Here is a 25456-nt window from a genome sequence, read left to right as displayed (position 1 = left end):
GTCAGGCCCCCTTTCCCGCGAGGTCGCGGCGCTGCGTCGGCTGGGTGACACGGTCGAGCATCAGGCCGAGGCAGACGATCGCCGCGCCCGCGACCAGACCGGTGGCCAGGTCGCCCTGGGCGAGGCCGAAGACCGCGTCGTACCCGAGCGCTCCGCCGCCCACGAGGCCGCCGATGACGACGACGGCGAGGACGAGCACCACGCCCTGGTTGACGGCGAGCAGCAGCGCGGGCCGTGCCAGCGGGAGTTGGACCTGGAAGAGCTGCTGCCGGCCGGTCGCGCCGAGCGAGCGCGAGGACTCCACGGCGGCCGGGTCCACCCCGCGTACGCCCTGGGCCGTGATCCGTACGACCGCGGGCAGCGCATAGACCACGGCGGCGGCGACCGCCGGGGCGCGGCCCACGCCGAACAGGGCGACCACGGGGATCAGGTACACGAACTGCGGCATCGTCTGGAAGACGTCGAGCACCGGGCGCAGCGCGCGTCCGAGGCGGGTGCTCCGGGCCGCGGCGACACCGAGCGCGACACCGAGCACCAGCGTCACGGCGACGGCGGCGAGGACCTGCGACAGGGTGTCGAGCGCCGGGTCCCAGACGCCCAGCACGCCGATCGCCGCCATCGCGAGGACCGCGGTCAGGGCGGTGCGCCAGGTGCCGATGAACAGGGCGAGGGCGCCGACGGTCAGCAGGACCGCCCACCAGGGCAGCCACTGCAGGCCGTCGCGCAGGGGGTTGAGGACCCAGGTGGTGAACCGGCCCGCCCAGTCGGCGGTGCCGCCGACGAGGGGCACTCCGGAGTAGAGGTGGGCGGTCATCCAGTCGACGGCGTCGTTGACCGGACCGGCCAGGTCGACGGTCCACGCGGCGGGCCAGGTGAGCCGGTCGGTCAGGCGGCCCGCGACGGCGGCGACGGCGGTCCCCACGAGGGCGACGGCCCAGCCGAGCCGGGCCCGGCGGACGGGGGCCGCGCCGATCCGCTCGCCGGCCGCTGCGGTGACCCGGTCCAGGACGATCGCGAGCAGCACGATCGGGACGCCGGCGGCGAGCGCGGCGCCGACGTCGACGGAGGCCAGGGCCTGGTAGACGCGGTCGCCGAGACCGCCCGCGCCGATGACGGACGCGATGACGGCCATGCCGAGCGCCATCATGATCGACTGGTTGACGCCGAGGAGGAGCTCCTTGCGGGCCAGCGGCAGCCGGGCCGTCAGCAGTCGCTGCCGGCCGGTGGCGCCGAGGGACGCGGCGGCCTCCATGACCCCGGCGTCCGCGCCGCGCAGCCCGAGCGCGGTGAGCCGGGCCATGGGCGGGGCGGCGTAGACGACGGTGGCGAGGACGGCCGCGGGGACGCCGATGCCGAAGACGAGGACGACAGGCAACAGGTACGCGAAGGCCGGGAGCACCTGCATGGTGTCGAGGACCGGCCGCAGGATCCGGTTCATGCGGTCGGAGAGGCCGGCGGCCAGGCCGAGGAGGCCGCCGCACAGGACGGACGCGGCGACGGCGACGGTCATCAGGGCGAGCGTCTGCATGGTGGGGACCCACATGCCGAGCAGCCCGCAGACTCCGAAGGCGGCAACGGAGGTCAGCGCGAGGCGGAGGCCCGCGACCCGCCAGGCCAGCAGCCCGGCGGCGGCGGTGACGCCGACCCAGCCGAGCGCGAGCAGCAGCAGGTACACCGCGCGGACGGACACGACCACGGCGTTGCTGACGTGCCCGAGGAAGTAGAGGAACAGCGGGTGGCCGTCGCGGTTGTCGATGATCCAGTCGCTGGTGCGCTCAAGCGGCCCGGAGAGGTCGACGGCGAGCGAGGACGGCCAGCTTCCGCCGCCCAGGAGGACGGCTCCGAGGACGAGCGCGACGGCCGCGCCGGCGCCGATCAGCCGGCCGCGGTGGCGCGCGAGCGCGCGCAGCGCACCGGGCGCGGCGTCGGATGCGGTCGTGGGGCGGGGCGGGGTGGCGGTGGCGGTCATCGGCCCCACCGCCCGAGGGAACCGGGGGCGGTCGCGGCGCGTCGCGGCGACCGGTTCGAGGCGTCGGCGTCGGGGCGGTGCGGCGACCGGTTCGAGGCACCGGCGTCGGCGCGGGCGGGCGCTGAGCAGCGCGGCGCCCGGTTCGAGGTACAGCCGTCGGCGCGGCGCGGCACCCGGTGCGCGGCGCCGACGTCGGCGTCGGCGTCGGCGCGGTGCGGCGCCCCGGTCGGGGTGCCGGTCGTGCCGCCCGGCGGCGGCCAGGTCGTATGGGCGTACATCAGGCGACCGCCTTCCGCGTCGCGGCGGGGACCCCGGCGACGACACCGAGGAGTCCCGCGTGGTCGACCACGCCGAGGCAGCGGCCGTTCTCGACGACCCGCGCGTTGGCACCCGTACGGGCGACGGCCTCGATGGCCTCGTGGACGGTGGCGCTCGGGGCGAGCGCGGGGCCGGCCTCGTGCTCGCCGGCGTGCGCGGGGCGCATCGCCGAGCGGACGGTCAGCACCTGCTCGCGCGGCACGTCGCGGACGAAGTCCCTGACGTAGTCGTCGGCGGGACTGCCCACGATCTCCTCGGGGGTGCCGAGCTGCACGATCCGGCCGTCGCGCATCAGCGCGATGCGGTCGCCGAGCTTCAGCGCCTCGCTCAGGTCGTGGGTGATGAAGACCATCGTGCGGCCCTCCTCCCGGTGCAGGCGGACGACCTCCTCCTGCATGTCCCTGCGGATGAGCGGGTCGAGTGCGCTGAACGGCTCGTCGAACAGCAGGACCTCGGGGTCAACGGCGAGCGCGCGGGCCAGTCCGACCCGCTGCTGCTGGCCGCCGGACAGCTGGCTCGGCCTGCGGTGCTCCATGCCCTCGAGGCCGACCTTGGCGACGAACCCGGCGGCGCGCTCGCGCCGTTCGGCGCGTCCCACGCCCTGGATCTCCAGGCCGTACGCGATGTTGTCGAGCACCGTCCGGTGCGGGAGCAGACCGAAGTGCTGGAAGACCATGGCCGCCCGGTGCCGGCGCAGCTCGCGGAGCCGCCCGCTGTCCATGGACAGCACGTCCTCGCCGTCGATGGAGAGGGCGCCGGAGGTCGGTTCTATGAGCCGGGTGAGGCAGCGGACGAGCGTGGACTTGCCCGAGCCGGAGAGGCCCATCACCACGAAGACCTCGCCCTTGCGGACGTCGAAGGAGACGTCGCGGACGGCGGCGGTGCAGCCGGTGCGCTCGCGCAGTTCCGTGGCGTCGAGCGAGGCGAGCTCCGGGTCCGCGGGCACGCGGTCGGCCTTCGGACCGAAGACCTTCCACAGCTCGCGTACGGAGAAGACGGATGCGGCGGTGTCCTGCGTCAGGTCGTTCATCGTCGGGTACCTCCCAGCAGATCCACGCATTTCTCGCCGACCATGAGGACGCCGATCATCGGGTTGACGGCGGTCATGGTCGGGAAGACGGACGCGTCGGCGATCCGGATGCCGTCGAGGCCCCGGATCCTCAGATCGGGTGCGACGACGGCGAGTTCGTCGTCCGCGGAGCCCATCCGGCAGGTGCCGGCCGGGTGGTAGACGGTGTGCGCGACCTGGCGGGCGTAGGCGCTGAGCTCCTCGTCGGAGGTGACCTCGGGTCCCGGGGCGACCTCGCGCTTCAGCCATCCGGCCAGCGGTTCGCTCGCGGCGATCTGCCGGGCGATGCGGATCCCGTCGACGAGCGTCCGGCCGTCGTAGTCGTCCTCGTCGGTGAAGTACCGGAAGTCGAGGGCGGGCTTGTCCTCGGGGTCGGCGCTCGTGAGGTAGAGCCGGCCGCGGCTGCGCGGCTTGGGGATGTTCGGGGTCATGGACACACCGTGCGGGGGCCGTTCGTAGCCGATCCGCTCGGGGTTGTCGGTGAAGGGGATCTGGTAGAAGTGGAACATCAGGTCCGGCCCCTCGGACTCCGGGTCGCGGCGGACGAAGAGCCCGGCGTCGGAGTCCATCGCGGAGTTCTCCGGAATGGGGCCGTGCGTCTCCCAGACGATGACCGACTCGGGGTGGTCGAGGAGGTTCTCGCCGACGCCGGGCAGGTCGTGCACGACGGGGATGCCGAGCTTCTCCAGGTCCGCGCGCGGTCCGATGCCGGAGTGCAGCAGCAGGCGCGGGGTGTCCACGGCCCCCGCGCACACCAGGACCTCGCGCCGGGCGCGGACGACGTGCTCCTCGCCGTCCTTGGTGCGGATGTGCACGCCGGTGGCCCGGCTGCCTTCGAGTTCGAGGCGGAACGCCCAGGTCTCCAGGGCGATGTGCAGGTTGGGCCGGTCCAGGAACGGGTGCAGATAGGCGACCGAGGCGGACGACCGCTTGTTGTTCTCGGGGTGGTAGGCGAGGTCGAAGAAGCCGACGCCCTCGTGGAAGGGCTGCCGGTTGAAGCCCTCGACGCGGGGCACGCCGAGCGCGGTCTGCGCCGCGTCGACGAAGTCCCGGGCGATCGCGTTCCGGTCGGCCTCGTCGACGGGGACGATGTTGTTGCGCAGCCGGGCGAAGTACGGGTCCATCGCCGCCGGGTCCCAGCCCTCGGCGCCGGCCTCGGCCCACTCGTCCCAGTCGGAGGGCAGGGGCTTGAAGGCGATGAGGGTGTTGTGCGAGGAGCAGCCGCCGAGGACCCGGGCGCGGCTGTGGCGGATGAACGAGTTGCCGCGCGGCTGCTCGGTGGTGGGGTAGTCGTAGTCGAGCTCGCCGCCGAGCAGCCCCATCCAGCGGCGCAGGGTGAGGACGTCGTCGCGGCCGACGTCGCTGGGGCCGCCCTCGATGACGGCGACGGTGACGTCCGGGTCCTCGGTCAGCCGGGAGGCGATCACCGAACCGGCGGTGCCGCCGCCGACGACGACGTAGTCGTACACGTGCTGGTCGTTCATGCCTGGCCCTTCGCCGTCGTGCCCGCGAACCAGCGCACGGGGCGCGGGGCGAGGTTCTGGTAGATGTGCTTGGCCTCGCGGTACTCGGCGAGGCCGCTGGGGCCCAGTTCGCGTCCGATGCCGGACTTCCCGAAGCCGCCCCACTCCGCCTGGGGCAGGTAGGGGTGGAAGTCGTTGATCCAGACGGTGCCGTGGCGCAGCCGGGCCGCGACCCGGCGGGCGCGGTCCGCGTCGGAGGTCCACACCGCTCCGGCCAGGCCGTACTCGGTGTCGTTGGCGAGGGCGACGGCCTCGTCCTCGGTCCGGAAGGTCTCCACGGTGAGGACGGGGCCGAAGATCTCCTCGCGGACCACGCGCATGCGGCGGTGGCACCGGTCGAGGACGGTGGGCCGGTAGAAGTAGCCGGGGCCGGCGGGGCGCTCGCCGCCCGCGCGCAGGACCGCGCCCTCGCCGAGGGCGGAGGCCACGTACTCCTCGGTCCGTGCCACCTGGGCGGCGGAGACCAGCGGGCCGCACTCGACGCCCTCGTCGGTGCCGCGGCCGAGCCGGATGAGTTCGGCCCGGCGGGCGAGCTCGGCGACGAAGCGCTTGCGCAGCGGCTCCTCGACGATGAGGCGGGAGCCGGCGGAGCAGACCTGGCCGCTGTGGATGAAGGCGGCGTTGAGTGCCTGGTCGACGGCGGTGTCGAAGTCCTCGGGGGTGGTGCAGGCGTCGGCGAACACGACGTTGGGGTTCTTGCCGCCCAGTTCGAGGGCGACCTTCTTCACGCTGTCGGCCGCGGCCTTGGCGACCTTCGTGCCGCTGACGAGGCCGCCGGTGAACGAGACCAGGTCGACGTCGGGGTGTTCGGCGAGCCGGGCGCCGACGGTGTGGCCGGGGCCGGTGACGATGTTGGCCGCTCCGAGCGGCAGCCCGGCCTCCAGGAGGAGTTCGACCAGCACGACGGTGCTCAGCGGGGTGATCTCGCTGGGCTTGATCACGAACGTGTTGCCGGCGGCGAGGGCGGGCGCGATCTTCCAGCTGGCCTGGAGCAGCGGGTAGTTCCACGGGGTGATCAGGGCGCACACGCCGACGGGCTCGTGCACGACGACGCTGCGGATGTCGGCCGATCCGGCGTCGACGATCCGGCCGCCGTCCTCCTTCTCGACGAGGTCGGCGAAGTAGAGGAAGGCGTCGCGGACGCAGTCGACGTCGACGCGGCCCTCTTCGAGGGTCTTGCCCGCGTCCTGGCTCTCCAGGGCGCCGATCCGCTCGCGGTCGCGCTCCAGAAGGTCGGCGACCCGCCGCAGCAGGGCGGCGCGGTCCGCGACGGGGGTACGCGGCCAGGAGCCGTCGTCGAACGCGGCGCGGGCCGCGGCCACGGCGTCGTCGGTGTCCAGGACACCGCCCTCCGCCACGACCGCGAAGGCGGTCTCGTCGACGGGGTCGATGATCTCGCGCGTGGCCCCGGTCAGGGCCGAGCGCCACTCTCCGCCCACATGGATGGTCTGTTGTGCTGCCGTCACGTCGGGTATGGCCTTTCGTTCCTCTGAGTCCCCCTGCCGGTGTCACCGGCGGTTCGGCCGCCTTCCCGGGGTTCCCGGATCCATGCGCGAAGCATTGCGGAGAGTGTGCTGAGTCACGCTTCAACCAGCCCTAAATGGGGCATACCGCCAGGCGGTCCGTACGGAGGGGTTCCGGCGAGGACTCCGGGCGGCGGGCCGGGCGTCGTACCCTGGCAATCTGCGCGCCTACGGCGCGGCCGAGACCTCACGGACGAAGGAGAGCGGCGTGGACGGCAGCCTCTGGCTCATCCTGGTCGTGGTGCTCCTGCTCGCGGTGGCCGGATGCGCGGCCGTTCTGCTGGTCCGCGTCCTGCGGACCCGCCGGCTCCTGGTGGACGCCGGCGTGCCGCTCCAGTCCAAGGCCCTGTTCTGGGCTGCGGTGGTCTACACGATCTCGCCGGTCGACCTGATCCCCGACCCCGTCTACCTGGACGACATCGGCGTCCTCCTGATCGCCCTGCGGGCGCTGCACCTGGCGGTCGCCCGGAGCGGGGCGGCCCCCGAGGGCCTGCCCACGGGTCCGGACGCCCCGCTCGGCGGCCCGGGCAAGCTGCCGCCGCGTCCCTGAGGACAGCGAGGACGACACTGAGGCGCCTGCCCCGGGCTTCCCGCCCGGGTCAGGCGCCTCTCGGCCGACTCGGCCGTCACACAGCGCAGCCGTCGCGTACGGATGCGTCAGCCCCGCCGCTCCGCCGGCTCCGCGCGGTGAGGTCGCCGCTCCGCCGGCTCCACGCCGGTCAGGCCGTCGCGCCGACGGCCTCCGCCGCCCGCTCCTCACCCGCCGGCCGCTGCTCACGCTCCGCCTGCTTCTCGTGCGGGAACAGGGCCGCCGGGGCCTCCCCCGCGAAGTACGTCCTCGCCCTGGTCAGCGCCCGCTCGTCGCCGCGCACCTGGCCCGGCCGGGAGCCGTTGCCGAGGAGGACTCCGCCGAAGCGCATCCGCAGGTACGCCGCCGTGTTGTTGAGGGTGGCGGCCATTCCGTCGGCGACGGCCTCCTCCTCGTCCGACATGGCCGCCACCGCCCACAGGGTCCGGCCCGCCATCCGCTTCTTGAAGTCGAGGCCGGGGACCCCGAGCCAGCCCGACCAGTAGTCGAGGTACCGCTTCGTCTGGGCGGAGAGGGTGTACCAGTACAGCGGTGAGGCGATCACGATGTCGGTGGCCTCCATGGTGGCCTCCCGCAGTGTCCGTTCGGCCTCCGAGACCGGCCAGTCGCCCTCCTCGTGGCGGCCGTCCTGGAAGTCCGGCAACGGCAGCCGGTTCAGGTCGATCCACCGCTGCGGGATGTCCGCGGGCAGCGCCTCGGCGGCGGCCCTGGCGAGTATCTCGGTGTTGCCGTCGGCGCGCGAGCTGCCGAGCACGAACAGGAAGGAGCGGTCCGCGGGAAGCGGGGAATGATTCGTCATGGCTGGACGCTAACCGTTGACACTGATGTCAAGGTCAAACGGTCCGGTCCGGGGCGGAAGGCGGAGCACGCATGCTGATCGGGGAGTTGTCCCGGCGTACCGGGGTGAGCACCCGGCTGCTGCGCTACTACGAGGCGCAGGGGCTGCTGGAGGCGCGGCGCGGCCCGAACGGCTATCGCGCGTACGACGAGGACGCGGTGACCGCCGTCCGCAAGGTCCGGGCCCTGCTGGCCGCCGGGCTGCCCACCGAGGTGATCCGGGTCGTCCTGCCGTGCACCGGCGAGGACGGGGCGGCCTTCGACTGGTGCGCCGACATCCGCGATCTGATGCTCCGTGAACTGGCGGCCACCGACGCCCGCATCGACGATCTCCACCGCCGCCGCAGCACTCTCGCGGGCTTCCTGGCCACGACCGCCGAGGAACCCGCCCCGCACCGCTGACAGGGGCCCTCGGGGCATGAGGGCCCCCGTCAGCGGTTGTCGGCCGTGCCCGTCAGGAGCGGCTCAGACCGGGGATGCCCTGCGGAGCGGGCAGCGGGAGGTCGAGGCGGTTCTGCGCCTGGGCCGGCGTGGCCCGGCAGGTCAGGTCCGCGGCCGGCAGCCGTCCCGTCGTCAGGTAGGCGGTCGCGGTCTTGTCGGCGCAGGACTTGGAGCCGTAGACGCCGTGGCCCTGGCCGCCGAGGACGGTGACCATCCGGGAGCCCTTCATGGCCCGGCGCAGCCCCTGTCCGCTGACCAGCGGGGTCTGGGAGTCCCACTCGTTCTGGAGGATGAGCGCTCCGACGGAGTTGTTCACCTGGGTGGCGGGTTCGGATCCGTTCTTCCAGAACGCGCACGGCTTGATGTTCGACGCGAAGTCGCCGTACAGCGGGTACCTGGCCTTGTCGCGGATCGCGTCGCGGCGGTACTGCTCCGGGTCACGCGGCCACGCGCGGGTGTCGCCGCACGCCACGGCCCAGAACGCCGCGTCCGAGTTGTCCGAGGGGACGGCGCGGGCGAACGACGGCGGTACGTGACGGGGCGCCGTGCTCCGCCTCGACGGCGCCGGGGCGGGGGTCCCCTCGGCGGCCTTCCTGAGCTCGACGACCGCTTCGGCGGCGCCCTGCACGTCGAAGAACACCGCCCGGCCGGCGCGGATGTCGTCGCCGGTCAGGAGCGTGCCCTGGATGTCGATCGGCTCACGGTCCGCCCGGGCGACCAGGTCCCAGAAGGCCTTCCCGACCTGGGCCGGGGTGGCGCCGAGCCCGTAGGTGGTGTGCCGCTCGGCGGTCCACTCCGTCCAGCGCGTGAACGCGGGCTCCGCGCCCTCCGCCCACACCTGGATCATGCCGCGCCAGATGCGCTCCGGGTCGACCGCGCTGTCCAGTACGAACCGGTCGGTCCGCTTCGGGAACATCTGCGTGTAGACGGCGCCCAGGTAGGTGCCGTAGGAGTACCCCAGGTACGAGACCTTCTTCTCGCCGAGCACGGCGCGGATGACGTCCATGTCCCGCGCGGTGTTGCGGGTGGTGATGTGCGGCAGGACGGCACCGTTCCTCGCACGGCACTTCTCGGCCACGGTCCGCGCCCACCGCACGTCCTTGTCGAACGCCGCCGCCTTGTACGGGCGCTGCCAGTTCAGCTCCGCCTCGTTCAGGCCGCAGCTCACGGGCGAGCTCTGGCCGACACCGCGCGGGTCGAAGCCGATGAGGTCGTACTGCTCCTTCACCGCGGTCGGCAGCTCCGGCGCCATCCACAGCGGCATGTCGAGGCCCGGGCCGCCGGGGCCGCCGGGGTTGAGCAGCAGGACACCGCGCCGCTTCTGCGGGCTGGTCGCCTTGACCCGGGACACGACGACATCGAGCTTCCTGCCGTCCGGCCGGGCATAGTCGAGCGGCACCTTGAGCGTCGCGCACTGGTAGGCCGCCGGCGCCTCGGCCTCGCAGCGCTTCCAGCGCGGGGTCTGCTGGGTGTACTGCCTGAGCGGATCGGCGGTGACCGTCCGCCGGGCGACCGGTTCGGCCGCGGAGGCGACGGCGGGCGTGAGGGCGGGCACGAGGGTCGCGACCGCGCTGATGGCCACGAGGGGCGCTATGCGTGTTCTTCGCACAGAGTCATGTCCTTGCGGGAGGTGGATGATGCGTCTCATGCACCCTTGCGCATAAGGCAGTTGTGCGAAATCCCTCCCTCGGCCATCAGCGCGTGCGACCACAGGAGGAGCGCGCCCCGGGGAATGGTTCCGGAGGCGGAGAACGCGACCCGCGGTTTTCGCGTCCGCCCCCCTGGGACGTCAGGCCGACGAGGAACCGACCGGCCCCGCGCTCGTCCGGCGCGGACCCGCCGGACGCGCGCGGGCCCGACGGCCCGACGGCGTCCTGTCAGGCCAGGACGTTCAGCGCGGCCGGACGCACCCTGAGGGTCACCGGCAGGACCGCGTCGACCTCGCCGTCCGCGCCGTACGGGAGAGGGCGGTCCGCTTCGAGGCGGACCTCCTTGCCGCGCAGGATCTCGACCTCGGGCCGGTTCACGTGCACGCCCGTCTTCAGCTCGTTCATCATCGCGAAGAAGAGGCGCTTGGGCGCCTGCTTGATGACCACGACGTCGAGCAGCCCGTCGTCGATCCGCGCACCCGGTGCGACGTTCCTGCCGAACCCGTAGAAGCCCGAGTTCGCCACGACCACCGTGTAGCCGGTGCGCGCGTGCCGCACCCCGTCGACGGTGACGCGGTACGCGGCGGGCTTCCAGGCGAGGACCGCCCGCAGACCGCCCGCGTAGTACGAGGCGGCGCCGCGCAGCACGCGGGAGGCGTTGGCGTGGCGGTTGGCCACCGCGTCGACGCCCGCGTACACGCTGCCGAGGACGCAGGTCCGCGCGTGCACGGCGGACTCCACCTCGATCGTGTCGACGGCCCGCGGTGCGCCGCGGAGCAGTATCTCCACGAGCCGCGGGGCGTCCGTGGGCAGGCCCAGGGCACGGGCGAAGTCGTTGCCGCGCCCCGCCGGGACGAGGCCGAAGACCGTGTCCGTACCGCTGAGCGCGCCTCCGACGCAGCCGGCCATGCCGTCACCGCCGACGGCGAGCACGACGTGCCCCCGCGCCCCGGCGTCCTGGGCGAGCTCTCGGGCGTGCTCCAGGCTGCGGCTGTAGACGGTGTCGAGCCTGGCGCCCGCCTCCCGCAGCAGACGGGCCAGCGGGAGCAGACCCGCCGTGCCGCTGGAACCCCCTGCGGTGGGGTTGACGACGGCGGTGAACTGTCGCATGGATCTGGCCTCCGGGCGGCAGAAGAAGGGATCAGCGGACGGGGATGAGGACTCCGGGGCTGAGCACACCGGAGGGGTCGACCTCGGCCTTGACGGCCTGCAGCATGCGGATGCCCAGGGGGCCGATCTCCCGGGCGTACCAGTCGCGGTGGTCGGTGCCGACGCCGTGGTGGTGGCTGATGGTGCCGCCCGCGGCCAGGATCGCGTCGTTGGCCGCCCGCTTCACGGGCTCCCAGTGCGCGACGGCGTCCTCCCCCTGTGCGGAGACGACGGTGAAGTACAGGGAGGCGCCGTTCTCGTACGTGTGCGAGATGTGGCACATGACGAGCGGCGGCGTGCCGGCCTCGGTGAGCGTGCTCGTCAGCGCGTCCCGCACGGCCGCGTAGAGGCCGGGGATCGCGGACCAGAAGGCGGCGGTCTCCAGCGTCTCGGCGAACGCGCCCGCGTCGAGCAGCGCGTCCCGCAGGTAGGGCGCGTTGTAGCGGCCGTGCTCCCACTTGTCGCCGGGCTCCTCGCCGACGAGCTCGCCGTCGCAGGCGAGGAGGACCTCGCGGGCGAGGGCACGGCGGGCCGTCGTCTCCTCCTCGGTGCCCTCGTAGCCGACGATGGCCATGCAGCCCGGGTTCTCCGGCAGTGCGGCACTGCCGATGGCGTCCGGCTGCGCGAGACCGATGAAGGTCTCCGACTCGTCCGACAGCCGCAGCACCGTGGGCCGCGGGCCGTCCTGGGCCAGCCGGCGCAGTGCGGCCGTACCGGCTTCGAAGGAGGCGAAGCGCCAGCCCTCGTAGACCCGCTTCGACGGGAGCGGGCGGATGCGCACGGTCACCGCCGTGATCACTCCGAGGGCGCCCTCGGAGCCGAGGACCAGCTGGCGCAGGTCGGGGCCGGCCGCCGAGCGCGGGGCCCGGCCGGTCTCCAGGGTGCCTTCGGGGGTCGCGACCGTCAGGCCGAGGACCATCTCGTCGAACCGGCCGTAGCCGGCCGACGCCTGGCCGCTGGAGCGGGCCGCGGCGAAGCCGCCGACGGTCGCCCATTCGAAGGACTGCGGGAAGTGCCCGAGGGTCCAGCCCTTCTCGTTGAGGAGCGCCTCGGCCTGCGGGCCGCGCAGTCCGGGCTGGAGCGTCGCGGTGCGGGACACCTCGTCGACGGCGGTCAGCCGGTCGAGCCGTCGCAGGTCGAGCGCGACGAACGGGCGCTTCGTGGTGGGCGCGAGGCCGCCGACGACGGAGGTGCCGCCGCCGAACGGCACGGCGGCGACGCCGTGTTCGGCGCAGGCCCGCAGCACGGCGAGGACCTCGTCGTGGTCGCCCGGCAGCACGACGGCGGCCGGGATGTCGTCGACCTCGCCGGCGCGGATGCGCAGCAGGTCGGGGGTCGACTTCCCGCGGGTGTGCCGGATGCGGCTCTCGGCGTCCTCCCGCAGGGCGTCGGGCGCGCCGACGGCCCCGAGGAGGGCGGCGCGGGCCTCGTCGGGCAGTGCCGGGGCGGGCGGTTCGATGTCGGCGAGGGCGGCGGGGCCGCTCTCGCGAGGGGTGACGCCGAGCAGGTCACGCAGCAGGCCGGTGACCGAGTCGGGCAGGGGTGCCGCCTTGGCCGGGTCGCCCCAGCCGCTCCACAACATGTCCACTTCGAAAGGGTTCCTCACGGTCTGTTTCACGGATGGCGCTGCCACGCGGCCGACGCTGGCATTACACTGTGACAGATGACGCCCATTCGTCACAACCATGAAGACGCAGATCCCGTGCTCGACGCCGCACGCGACTGCGTACTCGCCGTCGGGGTACGGCGCACCACCCTCACCGACATCGCCCGGCGCGCGGGCGTGTCCCGGATGACGATCTACCGGCGCTGGCCCGATGTGCGCAGCCTGGTGGGCGACCTGATGACCCGTGAGTGGATCGCCGTCGCCGCCGGGGCCATGCCGGCCTCCGACGAGGACCGGCCCGAGCGGGAGCGGATCGTCGAGGGCCTCGTCGCGGGAGCGGCGGCGTTCCGGGCCCACCCCCTCTTCCACAAGATCATCGACGTCGACCCCGAACTGCTGCTGCCGTACATCCTCGACCGCAGGGGCGCCAGCCAGGACGCCCTGCTCGGACTCCTCCACACGGCGCTCGAGGACGGCCACGAGGACGGCTCCGTACGCCGTGTCCGGGCGGACCTGCAGGCCCGATCCCTGCTGCTGGTCGTCCAGTCCTTCACGCTCTCGCTGCGCACCATGACCGACGACACCGATCCCGAACTGAGCGAAGCCGCCTTCCTCGACGAGCTGCGCACCCTGCTGGAGAGGACCATCGCCCCATGAACCCCACGAGCAGCCCCGCCCTGCCCGGCTCCTCACTCGACGCCCGGCGGCGCCTGCGCGAACTGGACCGCCTCGCCCAGGGTGACGCCGAGAGCGTGGTCGACGTCCTGGTCGTCGGGCTGGGCGCCACCGGCGCCGGAGCCGCGCTCGACGCGGCCACCCGCGGGCTCACGGTCGCCGCGATCGACGCCCACGACCTCGCCTTCGGCACGTCCCGCTGGAGTTCCAAGCTGATCCACGGCGGACTGCGCTACCTCGCGTCCGGACAGCTCGACGTCGCCCACGAGAGCGCGGTCGAGCGGGGCATCCTCATGGAGCGCACCGCCCCCCACCTCGTCCGCGCGCAGCCCTTCGTGCTTCCGCTCACCCCGCTCGTCAGCCGCGGCCAGGCCGCCCTCGCACGCGCCGGATTCCTCGCCGGCGACCTGCTGCGCGTCGGCGCCCGCACCGCGCGGAGCACGCTGCCCCAGCCGCGTACGCTCTCCGCCGTCGAGACCCGGCACCTCGCCCCGGCACTTCGCCCCACCGGACTGCGCGGCGGACTGCTCTCCTGGGACGGCCGGCTCTCCGACGACGCCCGCCTGGTCACCGCGATCGCCCGCACGGCGGCGGCGTCCGGCGCCCGCGTCCTCATCCGCACCCGGGCCCTCGAACTCCACCGCGACGGCGCGCTGGTCCGCGACGAGACGACCGGCCAGGAGCTGCGGATCCGCGCACGGACGGTCATCAACGCGGCCGGCGTCTGGGCGGGCGGCCTCGTCGACGACGTACGCCTGCGGCCCTCCCGCGGCACCCATCTCGTCCTGCGCTCCGAGGACCTCGGCCGGCTCTCCGCGGGCCTGCACATCCCGATCCCCGGCGAGACGAACCGCTTCGTCCTCGTCCTCCCGCAGGGCGACGGACGCGTGTACGTCGGCCTCACCGACGAGCCCGTCGACGGCGACATCCCCGACGTGCCCGAGGTCCCCGAGACCGACATCGGCTTCCTCCTCGACGTCCTCGGCTCCGCCCTCGACGTCACCGTCCACCGTGCCGACGTGGTCGGGGCCTTCGCCGGCCTGCGGCCCCTGCTCGACACCCGGGACGCGGCGGGCCGCACCGCCGACATCTCGCGCAAGCACGCCGTGCTCACCTCCCCCTCCGGCGTCGTCACCGTCGTCGGCGGCAAGCTGACCACGTACCGCCGCATGGCCCAGGACGCCGTCGACGCCGTCGTGACCGCGGGCGGCCTGACCGCCGGTCCGTGCCGTACCGCGTCCCTCCCCCTCGTCGGCGCCGCCGGGCCGAAGGCGCTCGCCGGGCTCGACGTCCCGGCCAGGCTCGTGTACCGCTACGGCTCGGAGGCACCCGCCGTGCACGCGCTCGGCCTCGAAGACCCCGCCCTCGCGCGTCCCGTCGTCCCCGGCCACCCGGTCACGGGCGCCGAGCTGGTCTGGGCCGTCCGCCACGAAGGCGCCCTCGACACCTCCGACCTCCTGGACCGCCGCACCCGCATCGGCCTGGTCCCGGAGGACCGCGCGGCGGCCGAGGAGGCCGCCCTGAACGCCCTGGCGGAGTCGCCCCGGGTGCGGTGACGTGCAGTGACGTCGGCGCGGGACCGGCTTAGCGGGGTCTGCGGCACAAGGCCGACGTGGTGAGGTCCGCGGCACGGGACCTGCGCGGCGGGATCCGCGGCGCAGGGGCGCCGTGGCGAGGTCCGCGGCGCCTTCCCGGCCCGCGGTTCCCCGTGATGTCCGATCCGGCGAGCGCGGGCAGAATTGACGGGAGAGTCCCGCTCGGCCGGCGGGCAGTGCCCCGCCGCCCGTCCCTGCCCGGAAAGGGGGCCGCGTGTCCTCGCCTCGACCGGGGGGTCGGCCGGGGGACGAACCGGCTCCCGGGCCGCTCTGGTCGGAGCCGGGGACGCTGCTCGAGCACGTGGCCGTGGCCGTGCTCGGCATCGACGAGGACGGCCGGATCTGCTACTGGGGCCCGGGTGCGCAGCGGCTCTTCGGCCACGGGGCCTCGGACGTGCTGTCGCGGCCGGCCGCCGTCCTCTTTCCCGCCGCTCCCCTCGACGGCGCCGGTGCGGCGGAGCGCCTCGCGGAGCGCGGCCGCACGCTGGGGTACTGGCGGGCGCGGGTGCCGACGCTGCACCGGGACGGCAGGGTCTTCGACTGCGGCTTCCGGGTCTTCCCGGTGACCGGCGCGGGCGGCCGCTCCGTCATCCTGGGTCTCGCGAGCGAGAGCGTCGGGCTGGACCGGGTGAAGACCAACCTCGCGTTCCTCGACGCGCTGTTCGCGACCTGCCCGATCGGTCTGGTGATGCTCGACGAGGACCTGCGGTACGTCCACCTCAACCAGGCGCTCGCTGACATGGACGGGACCCCGATCGAGGACCACATCGGCCGGACGACGGCCGAGTTCATGATCACCTCCGACGGCGGCGACTTCCAGCGCATGCTCCGGGCCGTCGCCGACGAGGGCCAGCCCGTCGTGAGCGCCCTGGTCGTGCTGCGCACACCGGGCCGTCCCGACCGGGAGCAGGTGCGTTCCGTGAGCCTGTTCCCGCTCAGCCGGGCCGTCGGCACGCGGGCGGGCGTGGGCGGTCTCCTCGTGGACGTCACCGACCGTGAGCAGGCCCTGGTGGAGGCGGCCGCAGGCAGGCAGCGGCTCGCGCTCCTCGACCGGGCCGCGGCCCGGATCGGCACCACGCTGGACGTGAACGTCACCGCCCGCGAACTGGTCGGGACGGTCGTTGCCGAGTTCTGCGACGCCTCCGTGGTGGAGGTCGTGGAGTGGAAGGACGAACGCGAGGTCTTCGATCCGGAGTCGGTGCTGCTCACCCGCCGGATCGCCGCCGGCACCTGTCTGCCGCCGCCCGCCCCCGAGCTGGTCGGCGGCCTGGAGCGGGTGACCTATCCGCCCGGCTCCACCATCCACCAGGCCCTCACGACCGGGCGCCCCGTCTGCGTCCCCGTGAACGCCGACTTCATGACCCGCACGGTCATCCACCAGGCCCGCGCCCGGCTCCTGATCGACAGCGGTCTGACCTCGCTGCTCATCGCCCCGCTGATCGCGCGGGGCACGGTGCAGGGCATCACCATGTTCGGCCGCTCCGGCGGCCGCCCGGACTTCACCGCGGAGGACCTCAGCCTGGCGGGCGAGCTCGCCTCCCGGGCCGCGCTGTGCCTGGACAACGCGCGGCTCTACAGCCGGGTCCAGGACATCGCGCTCACCCTCCAGCGCGCGCTGCTGCCCACCGCCCTGGCGAGCGGCCCGGCCGTCCGGGTCGCCCACCGCTACCTGCCGGGCAGCCAGGCCACCGAGGTCGGCGGCGACTGGTACGACGTGATCGATCTGCCCGGCGGCCGGGTGGCCCTGCTGGTCGGCGACGTGATGGGACACGGCGTGCCCGCGGCGGCGGCGATGGGACGGCTGCGCATCACCGCCAAGGCCCTGGCCCGCCAGAACCTGGCTCCCGACAGCCTCCTGGAGGAGCTCGACGCCTGCGCCCAGGACGCCGGCATCGCGTACGCCACCTGCCTCTACATCCGCTACGACCCGGTGACGGGCCTGGCCCGCATCGCCAACGCGGGTCATCTGCCGCCGCTGCTCCGCCGGGCGAACGGCGCCGTCGAGTCGGTCGACGAGGTGCTGGGGGTTCCGCTGGGCGTCGGCGGAGTGCCGTTCCGTACGACCGAGATCGAGCTCCACGACGGCGACACGCTCGCCCTGTACACCGACGGCCTCGTCGAGGCCCGCGGCATCGACATCGATGCGGGAATCGCCGCGCTGCGCACCCAACTCGAAGGCGGCGACGGTACGTTGGAGGAGACGGCGGACGGTGTCCTGGCACGGCTGCTGCCCGAGGCGCCCACCGACGACGCCGTGATCGTGCTCGCCCGCATCCGGCGCGAAGGCCTCGGGGGCGCCCCGGCCTGATCGACGCGCCTCCCCGCCTCGACACGCCCCACACATCGACGCCCCCGGCATCGACACGCCCCAGACATCGTCCCCCGGCTTCGACACGCACCCCCGGAATCGACGCGCCTCCCGGCGCGGCCGGCTCCGCTCAGCCGCCGCTGGAGGAGCGCACCCGCAGTCGCGGGAGGACGAAGAGCCGGTGCCGGGGGGCGTCCGGCTGCTCGATCCTGCGCACCAGCAACTCCACGGCGGACGCGCCGACTTCGTGCTTCGCCGGGGCGATGGCGCTGAGCGGGACGTCGGCGAGTCCGGCCACCTCGTCGTCGTACGCCACGATCGCGACGTCGCCGGGGATCCGGACGGATCGCGCGCGCAGCCTCCTCAGCAGCGCGAGCGCGTGGTTGTCGGGGTGGGCGACGACCGCGTCGACGCGGCCGGCCGCCACGGCGTCCAGCAGCTGCTCGACCGGGTCGTCGTACTCCGGGCTCCCGGGTCCCGCGTCGCCGGTGTCCAGGACGGACACCGGAAGGGGGGCCTCGAGACCGGCCGCTCGGACGCCCGCCTCGAAGCCCTCGACGATCCACTGCGCGGTCGGGCTCGTGCCGCGCACGAGCAGCGCGAGGCGCGTGCGGCCCGCCTCCGCGAGGTGCCGGACGGCGAGGCGCGCCCCGTGGACGTGGTCGGACACGACGTGGTCGATGCCGGCCATCTCGTCCGACTCGGGGCGGCGCTCCACGATGACGACGGGGACCGGCAGGTGCTCGTACCAGCCGCGCGGTCCGGTGGGGACGACCAGGAGTCCGTCGACGCCGTCGCCGATCATCCTCTCGGCCTGCGCGCGTTCCTCGTCCGCGTCGTACCCCGAGATGTCGAGCACCAGGCGGGCGTTCCGGGCGGCGGCCGCCTCCCGCGCGCCCTTGATCACCTCGGGGTAGTAGTAGTCGGCGGACGGCACGATCAGGCCGATGACGCGCTCCCGGCCGCGGGCGGGTGCGGCGGGGTCCGGGTCGGCGGGTGCGGTCTCCGCCCAGGTCTCGGGCAGCATGGCTCCGCCGTGCACCCGGGCGACCAGACCGCGGTCGGCGAGGATCTCCACGTCGCGGCGGATCGTGACCGGGGAGACGCCCAGCTCGGCGGCGAAGTCGCTGACCCGCAGGGAGCCTTCTTCGCGCAGCCTGCGCAGGATCGCCTGATGTCTGTGCTCCGCGTGCACTTCCCCGCTCCCCTCGGACGACGGCCCAGTTCAGGAGCAGTGTAGCCAGCTCGCGATCGTTTCTGTCTGTTCTTTGTCGAATGGACAATCGATGGCGTTTCTTGTTCAAACCGTTGCCCTCTTGGTTTTCTGCGTGTTAGAAACCCCACGCTTACGAGCCAGCGACAGCGCCGAGGCAACGACGCGCTCCTCCCGTAAAGGTCGTCTCCCATGCCATCTCCCTGGCCTCGCCGCACCTTCCTCCACGCCACCGGCGGGGGCGCGCTCGCCCTCGGACTCGGCGGGGCCCTCGCCCACCCGGCCGGCGCCTCCGAAGTCCCCGCGTCCGCGGGGACGTTCGCCGCCGCGCCCGCCGCCACGTCCGACGCGGAGTCCGACGCGGAGTTCGACGCGCTGCGCGCCAAGTGGCGCGACCTCATCCTCGGTACGGGCTTCAGCCCCACCGCGGAGCCGTTCCGGACCATCCTCAGCGCCCTCGGCACGACGGCGGCCGGCTACCTGGCGACCATGGCCCCGGCGAGCGGTTCGCTCTGGCCCGGCCGCTCCTGGGCCGATCCGGAGCCTGATCTCGACGCCGAGTCCTACGCCTTCTCCGCCACCATGAACGACAGCTACAACCGGCTGCGGACCATGGCCGAGGCGTACTCCCAGCCGGGCACCGGACTGACCGGGGACACCGGGCTCAGGGACGCCGTCCTCACCGGCCTCGACCACCTCTGCTCCGAGGTCTACAACGAGCGCACGACGCGGTACGGCAACTGGTACAACTGGCAGATCGGCGCCCCCCAGGCGCTGATGGACACCTGCGTGCTGATGTACGACCACCTGTCGGCGACGCAGATCGCCGCCTACTGCAGGGCCGTGGACGCGTTCGTGCCGGACACGGTGTTCGCCTCGTACACCGGGACCAGCACCGGCGCCAACCGCGTCGACCTGTGCCGCGGCGTCGTCCTGCGCGGCATCGTCGGCAAGGATCCGGCCAAGATCACGCTGGCCTCGCAGGCGCTGGCGCCGGTCTTCCCCTACGTCACCTCGGGCGACGGCTTCTACGACGACGGATCGTTCGTCCAGCACCGCAACGTCCCCTACATCGGCGGCTACGGCGCGGTGCTGCACGACGGCGTGGGCCGGCTGCTCGCCCTGCTGCGCGGATCGAGCTGGGAGGTGACGGGACCGGACACGCAGCTCTTCCTCGACACGATCGAGAAGGCCGTCGCGCCCTTCCTCTACAACGGCCTGATGATGGACAACGTCAGCAGCAGGGGCATCAGCCGGATCGGCACCGACGAACACCGGCGCGCCCACGGCCTGATGGCGACCATCCTGCTGGTCGGCCAGGGGGCGAGCCCCGAGGAGAACGCCCGCTGGCGGGCGATGGTCAAGGGCTGGCTGCGGCGCGACTACTACTACCCGGCGCTCAGCAACCCCGGCCTCAGCCTGATCAGGGCATCGCTGCTGCAGTCGCTGCAGGACGACGCCTCCGTGAAGGCCGCCCCCGAGCCCGTCGAGCACCGGCTGTTCCCCAACATGGCCCGGGCCACGCACCGGCGCCGCGGCTGGGCGGCCTCCTTCTCCATGGCCTCGAACCGCATCGCCCACTACGAGTTCGGCAACGGCGAGCACGCCCGCGGCTACCACACCGGCGCCGGATGGCTCTCCTGGTGGGGCGACGACTTCGGTCTGGAGCAGTACTCGGACGCGTACTGGCCCACCGTCGACCCCTACCGCCTGCCCGGCATCACCGCCTCGCGCAAGCCCCTCGCCGACGGCGAGGGCGGCAACTGGGGGCAGCCCATGCCGGACGCGGCCTGGGTCGGCGGCACGACCGACGGCGAGTTCGCCGCCATCGGCCAGCACCTCAAGGGCCTGTCCAGCACCCTGGACGCCAGGAAGTCCTGGTTCTGCCTCGACGACTCCGTGGTCTGCCTCGGCGCCGGCATCACCGCCGCGGACGGCCACGCCGTCGAGACGACCGTCGACAACCGCGCCCTCGGCGCCGCGGGCGCCCCGGTGCTCACGGTCGACGGCCGGCCGCAGCCCCTGACGCAGGGCTGGCAGGCCACGTTCGGCGGGGCCCGCTGGGCCCACATCGCCGGCCAGGCGGGCTACGTCTTCCCCGGCGGCACCACCCTCGGCGCGGTGCGCGAGGAACGCACCGGCTCCTGGCGGGACATCAACACCGGCGGCTCGCCCGACCCGGTCACCCGCCGCTACCTGACCCTCTTCACCGACCACGGCGTCGACCCGGTCGACGGCACGTACGCCTACGTCCTGCTGCCGGGAGCGAGCGCCTGGACCACCGCTCGCCGCGCCCACGACCGGAGCCGGCTGCGCATCCTCGCCAACTCCCGTACGCAGCAAGGCATCCACGTGCCGCGGCTGGGCCTCACGGCGGTGAACTTCTGGAGCGCGGGCACCGTCGAGCGGCTCCGGGCGAGCGCTCCCGCCTCCGTCCTCGTACGCGAGCACCGCAACGGCACGGCGACCCTCGTCGTCTCGGACCCCGCGCGGCAGGCCGCCTCCCTGGACATCGTCTGGAACCGCAGGGTGACCAAGGTGCTCTCGCGGCCCGCCACGGTCACCGCCGCCTCGACCGGCTCCTCGCTGACGCTCGCCTTCGGCGACCTCAGAGGGCAGGCCGGCGCACCCCAGAAGGTCACCGTCCGCCTCGGCTGACACCGAGGCCCGGGGCGCGCGCCCCCGACCGCTCACCCCCGGCCCGGCCCCGGCGCGCCCCCCTCGCGCAATCCGCCCCCCTCTCCCCCGGAGGAACCCATGCAGTACGGCGACACCCGAGGCGTCCCCCACGCCTCCCCCTCGGCCACCCCCCGCTCCCCCGCCGGCCGGCGGGCGACGCGCCGGCTGCGCCGGTGGTCCCCGACCGCGACGGCACTCGCCGCCGCGCTCCCGCTCGCCCTGGCGACCCCCGCGCACGCCGCGGTCGAGTGGGACGGCGACGCGGACAACGGCGGCACCGCCGTGTTCGACGCGGTCCTCTGCGACTCCCCGTCGTACGTCTACCAGCCCGACTGGAACGACGGCCGGGGGAAGGTCTTCGGCTTCACCAAGGCGGTGGGCTCCGAGCGGTGCGAGGGGCACGGCATCGCCGGCCACACCCTCACCTCCGGCCGGACGTACTGGTTCGGCTGGGAGTCCATGACCAAGACCGGCAACGCCCAGACCGTCTTCCAGTGGAAGTCGTGGGGCACCGGAGCCGAGCACGACCAGAACTACCCGGTGATCATGAAGGTCGAGGACAGCCGTCTGAAGATCTGGTACGTCGCCCCGGGCGAGCAGTGGACACCCATCGGCGACGTCGCCTGGACCCCGGGCACCTGGAACAGGATCGAGCTGGGCATCGACGCCCGCTCCTCCACGACCGGCTCCGTACTCCTGTACGTGAACGGCCGGTTGGTCGCGGACCACCGGAACGCGCGGACCTGGGACCTCAAGGGCAATGTCCCCCGCTGGGGTTCGTACGGCTCCACCATCACCGACGTCGAGTCGGTCCACTGGGTCGACGGCCTGAAGATGGGCGCCGCACGCTCCGACGTCGACTGAAACATGCGAACGGCGGGCGGGCGGCTCAACAGAGGGGGGCGCGGGGGCACTTAGGCGCGCGCAGGCTAAAGAACAAGCCAAGCATGACCCGGCCGGAACCTCGGGATCGGCTCGGAATCGGCGGCGCCGGCAGCCCGCTGTGATCGCGTCGTCACAGGTCACACGACATGTCCCCACCGTCAACGCGGTTCCGGGCCGTCACCCCGCGGTGACGTGACCTTCAAAGGTTCAGCACAAATTGCATACATCCCCTCTCCAGGCGGGTTCCGATGCTCTAGATTGACCATGCTTCACAGCTCGGACACCAGGCGACAAAACATGATCTTTCGATCCAGCGTCGGGGACGGCCTTCACCGCCGTCCCCGGTCGCCTGACTGAGCACCAACGCATGACGTCGCACCACCGGTACGTCATGCGCGGGGCAGGCGGGGACCTGCCCTGATGTGAGGAACAGCGCGGCGCGGGAGGCGGGGGCCTCCCGAGGGGAGGAGCGGCGCGGGGGGCGGGGGCCTCCCGGGGGGAGGAACCGTGTGGAGCCAACACGTCGAGCCCACTGACGCCCTGGGGGGGTCTGTGCAGCAGGGTGAGTTAGTCAGTCCATTTCCATCGGCGCCCCCCGGGCGCCTGGACAACGGGTCGATCGGCAGGACCACGATCGACTGGGAGCAGCGGTACCGCCGGGCCGTGATCATCAGTGACACCGTGGCCACCGCCCTCGTGGTGGCGTCGATCGGTGGCTTCTTCGGGGTCCGGGACGCGGCCAACTGGCACGAGAAGTGGAGGATCCTGGCCTTCGCCACCGAGCTGCTCGTGCTCGCGGCGCTCGCGGTGAGCCGGTCCTGGTCCCCGGCCGTACTCGGCCAGGGTGCGGAGGAGTTCCGCCGGCTCGGACGCTCGCTGTGCACGGCCGCCGTCGTGCTGGCCCTGGTCGGGATCGCGCTGACCTCGCGCAACATCAAACTCTGGATCTTCGTCGCGATACCGGTGATCGCGCTCGTGACCATGACCGAGCGCTATCTGCTCCGCCTCTGGCTGCACAGACAGCGGAAGGAAGGACGGTGTCTGCGCCCGGTGCTCGCCGCGGGGAGCCCGGCCACCGTGCGCGACCTGATCACCCGGACCCGCAAGTTCCCGCACCTCGGCTGGCGCGTGGAGGCGGTGTGCACGGCGGACGGTGCCGGGCTCGACGTCGACCAGGTCGACGGAGTGCCGGTCGTCGGTGAACTGGCCGACGTCGCGGGCCATGTGCGCCGCAACGGCTACCGGGTCGTCGCGGTCACACCGGACCCGCACTGGTCACCGGACCGGCTGCAGCGGCTGGCCTGGAACCTCGAAGGCAGCGATGCCGAGATGGTCGTGGCCCCGGTGCTCATGGAGGTGGCCGGTCCGCGGCTGCACGTCGACGCCGTGCTCGGCATCCCGCTGCTGCGGGTCAGCATGCCGACCTTCACCGGCGGCCGGCGGGCGGTCAAGGAGGTCGTCGACCGGATGGGCGCGGCGCTCCTGCTGCTGCTGTTCGCGCCGCTGATGCTGATGGTCGCGCTGTCCGTCCTGGTGGACAGCCGGGGCGGAGCGGTCTACCGCCAGCGCAGGGTGGGCAAGGACGGCCGCGAGTTCACCATTCTCAAGTTCCGCACCATGGTCGTCGGCGCCGACGCGGCGCGCGCCGAGCTGGCCCACCGCAACGAGGGCGCCGGCCTGCTGTTCAAGATGCGCCGCGACCCGCGGGTGACCCGGGTGGGAACGGTGCTGCGCCGGTACTCGCTCGACGAACTGCCGCAGCTCTTCAACGTGCTCACCGGCTCCATGTCGCTGGTCGGCCCGCGGCCCCCGCTGCCGGAGGAGTCCGCGGCGTACGGCCCGGACATCCGGCGGCGGCTCCTCGTGAAGCCCGGGCTCACCGGCCTGTGGCAGATCAGCGGGCGCAGCGACCTGTCGTGGGAGGAAGCGGTCCGGCTGGACCTCCGGTACGTGGAGGACTGGTCGCTGGCCCTGGACACGGTGATCTTGTGGAAGACGCTGCGCGCGGTGATCCATGGCAAGGGGGCCTACTGATGCGCGGGGGGCGTCGTCCGATCGGCTCGGGGACGGCAGGCCGCAAGGGCCTGCCCAGGGGGAGGAACAGGGCATGAGAGTCAGCGTTTTCGGGCTCGGCTACGTGGGCTGCGTGTCGGCCGCGTGCCTGGCCAGCCTCGGTCACGAGGTCATCGGAGTGGACGTGAACCAGGTGAAGGTCGACCTGGTCAACGACGGCAAGGCGCCGGTCGTCGAGGAGCGGATCGGCGAGCTCATCGCCGACGTCGTGGGGGCCGGTGCGTTACGCGCCACCCGTGACGTCCGCGAGGCGATCATGAACAGCGATGTGTCGCTGATCTGCGTGGGCACGCCGTCGGAGCCCAACGGCAGCCTGTGCACCACCTATCTGGAGCGGGTCACCGAGGAGATCGGTGCCGCGGTGGCCGAGCGGGGCGGGCGGCAGACCGTGGTGTTCCGCAGCACCATGCTGCCGGGCACGTGTCTGAACCTGCTCGTGCCGATCCTGGAGAAGTTCGCCGGCGGCACGGCGGGGGTGGACTTCGGGGTCGCGGTCAACCCGGAGTTCCTGCGCGAGGGCACGAGCGTGCGGGACTTCTTCGACCCGCCGAAGACCGTCATCGGCGAGCTCGACCCGGCGAGCGGCGACGTCGTGGCGGCGCTGTACGACGGCCTGCCCGGCGAGGTGTTCCGGGTGCCGGTCCCGACGGCCGAGGCGATCAAGTACGCGGACAACGCGTTCCACGGGCTGAAGATCGGCTTCGCGAACGAACTGGGCGCCGTGTGCCAGGCGCTCGGGGTGGACTCCCACCAGGTGATGGACGTGTTCCTGGCCGACCGCAAGCTGAACATCAGCCCCGCCTACCTGCGGCCCGGCTTCGCCTTCGGCGGCTCCTGCCTGCCCAAGGACCTGCGCAGCCTGGTCCACGCGGCGCGGCGGCACGACGTCTCCGTGCCGATCCTCGCCCATGTGCTGCCCTCCAACGCCGACCATCTGCAGCGCGCGGTGGATTTGGTCGAGCGCACCGGCAAGCGCCGGGTGGGCATGTTCGGCCTGTCCTTCAAACCCGGTACCGACGACCTCCGCGAGAGCCCGCTCGTCGAGCTGGCGGAGCGGCTCTTCGGCAAGGGGTACGACCTGCGGATCTACGACCCCAACGTGAACCTCTCCCGGCTCCTCGGCGCGAACCGCGAGTACATCGAGACCCGGCTGCCGCACCTGGCGCAGCTGCTCGCGGACTCCGTCGACGAGGTGCTCGACCACGCCGAGGTGTGCCTGGTCGGGACCGGGGATCCGGCTGTCCTGTCGGCGCTGCCCGCCGGCGGCGACGGCCCCGTGATCGTCGATCTCATCCGCCTTCCCGACGCCGACGCGCGCCGGGCCGAACCGGGGTACGTGGGCCTTGCTTGGTGAC

Annotated in this window: 19 protein-coding genes; 9 read left to right on the top strand and 10 right to left on the bottom strand. The window is 73.2% G+C overall.

From position 1 onward, the window contains the following. Position 1 precedes the first annotated feature (1 nt). Genes AMK27_RS10940 through AMK27_RS10920 form a run of 5 tightly spaced genes read right to left on the bottom strand, consistent with a single transcriptional unit; the run spans position 2 to position 6345 of the window. Entirely contained in the window at positions 2 to 1969 is a 1968-nt protein-coding gene (locus tag AMK27_RS10940; RefSeq protein ID WP_073905062.1) for an ABC transporter permease, read from the bottom strand. Beyond that, on the bottom strand, positions 1966 to 2247 hold the full coding sequence (locus AMK27_RS10935) for a hypothetical protein (protein ID WP_073905060.1): 282 nt from the start codon (positions 2245 to 2247) through the stop codon (positions 1966 to 1968). The genes AMK27_RS10940 and AMK27_RS10935 overlap by 4 nt, the downstream gene beginning before the upstream one ends. Continuing rightward, on the bottom strand, positions 2247 to 3317 hold the full coding sequence (locus AMK27_RS10930) for a quaternary amine ABC transporter ATP-binding protein (protein ID WP_073905059.1): 1071 nt from the start codon (positions 3315 to 3317) through the stop codon (positions 2247 to 2249). The genes AMK27_RS10935 and AMK27_RS10930 overlap by 1 nt, the downstream gene beginning before the upstream one ends. Then, positions 3314 to 4840: a GMC family oxidoreductase gene (locus AMK27_RS10925; protein WP_073905058.1), complete on the bottom strand. Its 1527-nt coding sequence runs from the start codon at positions 4838 to 4840 to the stop codon at positions 3314 to 3316. The genes AMK27_RS10930 and AMK27_RS10925 overlap by 4 nt, the downstream gene beginning before the upstream one ends. Continuing rightward, positions 4837 to 6345, bottom strand: coding sequence for an aldehyde dehydrogenase family protein (locus AMK27_RS10920; protein WP_073905057.1), 1509 nt, complete (start codon positions 6343 to 6345; stop codon positions 4837 to 4839). Before AMK27_RS10920 ends, AMK27_RS10925 begins: the two co-directional genes overlap by 4 nt. A gap of 265 nt (positions 6346 to 6610) precedes the next feature. On the opposite strand from AMK27_RS10920, the gene AMK27_RS10915 reads away from it, so the two are divergent. Next, entirely contained in the window at positions 6611 to 6952 is a 342-nt protein-coding gene (locus tag AMK27_RS10915) for a YkvA family protein (protein WP_073905056.1), read from the top strand. Between the two features lie 169 nt (positions 6953 to 7121). Here AMK27_RS10915 and AMK27_RS10910 read toward each other — a convergent pair whose 3' ends face one another. Then, complete coding sequence (locus AMK27_RS10910; protein ID WP_073905054.1) at positions 7122 to 7790, bottom strand: flavodoxin family protein; 669 nt, start codon at positions 7788 to 7790, stop codon at positions 7122 to 7124. Between the two features lie 71 nt (positions 7791 to 7861). Here AMK27_RS10910 and AMK27_RS10905 point away from each other — a divergent pair, with 71 nt between their 5' ends. Then, positions 7862 to 8230: a MerR family transcriptional regulator gene (locus AMK27_RS10905; protein WP_073905053.1), complete on the top strand. Its 369-nt coding sequence runs from the start codon at positions 7862 to 7864 to the stop codon at positions 8228 to 8230. A 52-nt stretch (positions 8231 to 8282) separates the two neighbouring features. Here the strand turns inward: AMK27_RS10905 and AMK27_RS10900 are convergent, their stop codons facing one another. The 3 genes from AMK27_RS10900 to AMK27_RS10890 all read right to left on the bottom strand — a co-directional run bounded on the left by AMK27_RS10900 (position 8283) and on the right by AMK27_RS10890 (position 12655). Further along, a complete protein-coding gene (locus tag AMK27_RS10900; protein WP_073905051.1) occupies positions 8283 to 9878 on the bottom strand; it encodes an alpha/beta hydrolase in 1596 nt (531 codons plus the stop codon). Between the two features lie 268 nt (positions 9879 to 10146). Further along, a complete protein-coding gene (locus AMK27_RS10895) occupies positions 10147 to 11028 on the bottom strand; it encodes a diacylglycerol/lipid kinase family protein (RefSeq protein ID WP_073905050.1) in 882 nt (293 codons plus the stop codon). A gap of 31 nt (positions 11029 to 11059) precedes the next feature. Next, positions 11060 to 12655 (bottom strand): FAD-binding oxidoreductase, encoded by a 1596-nt coding sequence (locus tag AMK27_RS10890; RefSeq protein WP_073905048.1) that lies wholly within the window; start codon positions 12653 to 12655, stop codon positions 11060 to 11062. A gap of 75 nt (positions 12656 to 12730) precedes the next feature. Here AMK27_RS10890 and AMK27_RS10885 point away from each other — a divergent pair, with 75 nt between their 5' ends. The 3 genes from AMK27_RS10885 (at position 12731) to AMK27_RS10875 (ending at position 17251) form a co-directional block, all read left to right on the top strand. Continuing rightward, entirely contained in the window at positions 12731 to 13330 is a 600-nt protein-coding gene (locus tag AMK27_RS10885; RefSeq protein WP_073905047.1) for a TetR/AcrR family transcriptional regulator, read from the top strand. Then, positions 13327 to 14904, top strand: a complete 1578-nt coding sequence (locus tag AMK27_RS10880; RefSeq protein WP_073905045.1) for a glycerol-3-phosphate dehydrogenase/oxidase — start codon at positions 13327 to 13329, stop codon at positions 14902 to 14904. Before AMK27_RS10885 ends, AMK27_RS10880 begins: the two co-directional genes overlap by 4 nt. Positions 14905 to 15157: 253 nt before the next feature. After that, complete coding sequence (locus tag AMK27_RS10875) at positions 15158 to 17251, top strand: SpoIIE family protein phosphatase (protein WP_073905044.1); 2094 nt, start codon at positions 15158 to 15160, stop codon at positions 17249 to 17251. Positions 17252 to 17381: 130 nt separating this feature from the next. Here the strand turns inward: AMK27_RS10875 and AMK27_RS10870 are convergent, their stop codons facing one another. Next, positions 17382 to 18446, bottom strand: coding sequence for a LacI family DNA-binding transcriptional regulator (locus AMK27_RS10870; protein WP_073905042.1), 1065 nt, complete (start codon positions 18444 to 18446; stop codon positions 17382 to 17384). Between the two features lie 210 nt (positions 18447 to 18656). On the opposite strand from AMK27_RS10870, the gene AMK27_RS10865 reads away from it, so the two are divergent. The 4 genes from AMK27_RS10865 to AMK27_RS10850 all read left to right on the top strand — a co-directional run bounded on the left by AMK27_RS10865 (position 18657) and on the right by AMK27_RS10850 (position 25455). Next, complete coding sequence (locus AMK27_RS10865; protein WP_073905041.1) at positions 18657 to 21122, top strand: polysaccharide lyase 8 family protein; 2466 nt, start codon at positions 18657 to 18659, stop codon at positions 21120 to 21122. A gap of 99 nt (positions 21123 to 21221) precedes the next feature. Next, a complete protein-coding gene (locus tag AMK27_RS10860) occupies positions 21222 to 22007 on the top strand; it encodes a heparin lyase I family protein (protein ID WP_073905039.1) in 786 nt (261 codons plus the stop codon). 573 nt (positions 22008 to 22580) lie between these two features. Continuing rightward, positions 22581 to 24062 carry a sugar transferase gene (locus AMK27_RS10855; protein WP_073905038.1) on the top strand — a complete coding sequence of 494 codons (1482 nt, stop codon included), beginning with the start codon at positions 22581 to 22583 and terminating at the stop codon, positions 24060 to 24062. A gap of 73 nt (positions 24063 to 24135) precedes the next feature. Beyond that, positions 24136 to 25455 carry a nucleotide sugar dehydrogenase gene (locus tag AMK27_RS10850; RefSeq protein ID WP_073905036.1) on the top strand — a complete coding sequence of 440 codons (1320 nt, stop codon included), beginning with the start codon at positions 24136 to 24138 and terminating at the stop codon, positions 25453 to 25455. Position 25456 lies beyond the last annotated feature (1 nt).

Origin of the sequence: Streptomyces sp. CB02009 (genome assembly GCF_001905825.1) — a bacterium.
In the GTDB taxonomy this organism is placed as follows: domain Bacteria; phylum Actinomycetota; class Actinomycetes; order Streptomycetales; family Streptomycetaceae; genus Streptomyces.
This window is presented reverse-complemented; position numbering and strand designations above follow the sequence as displayed.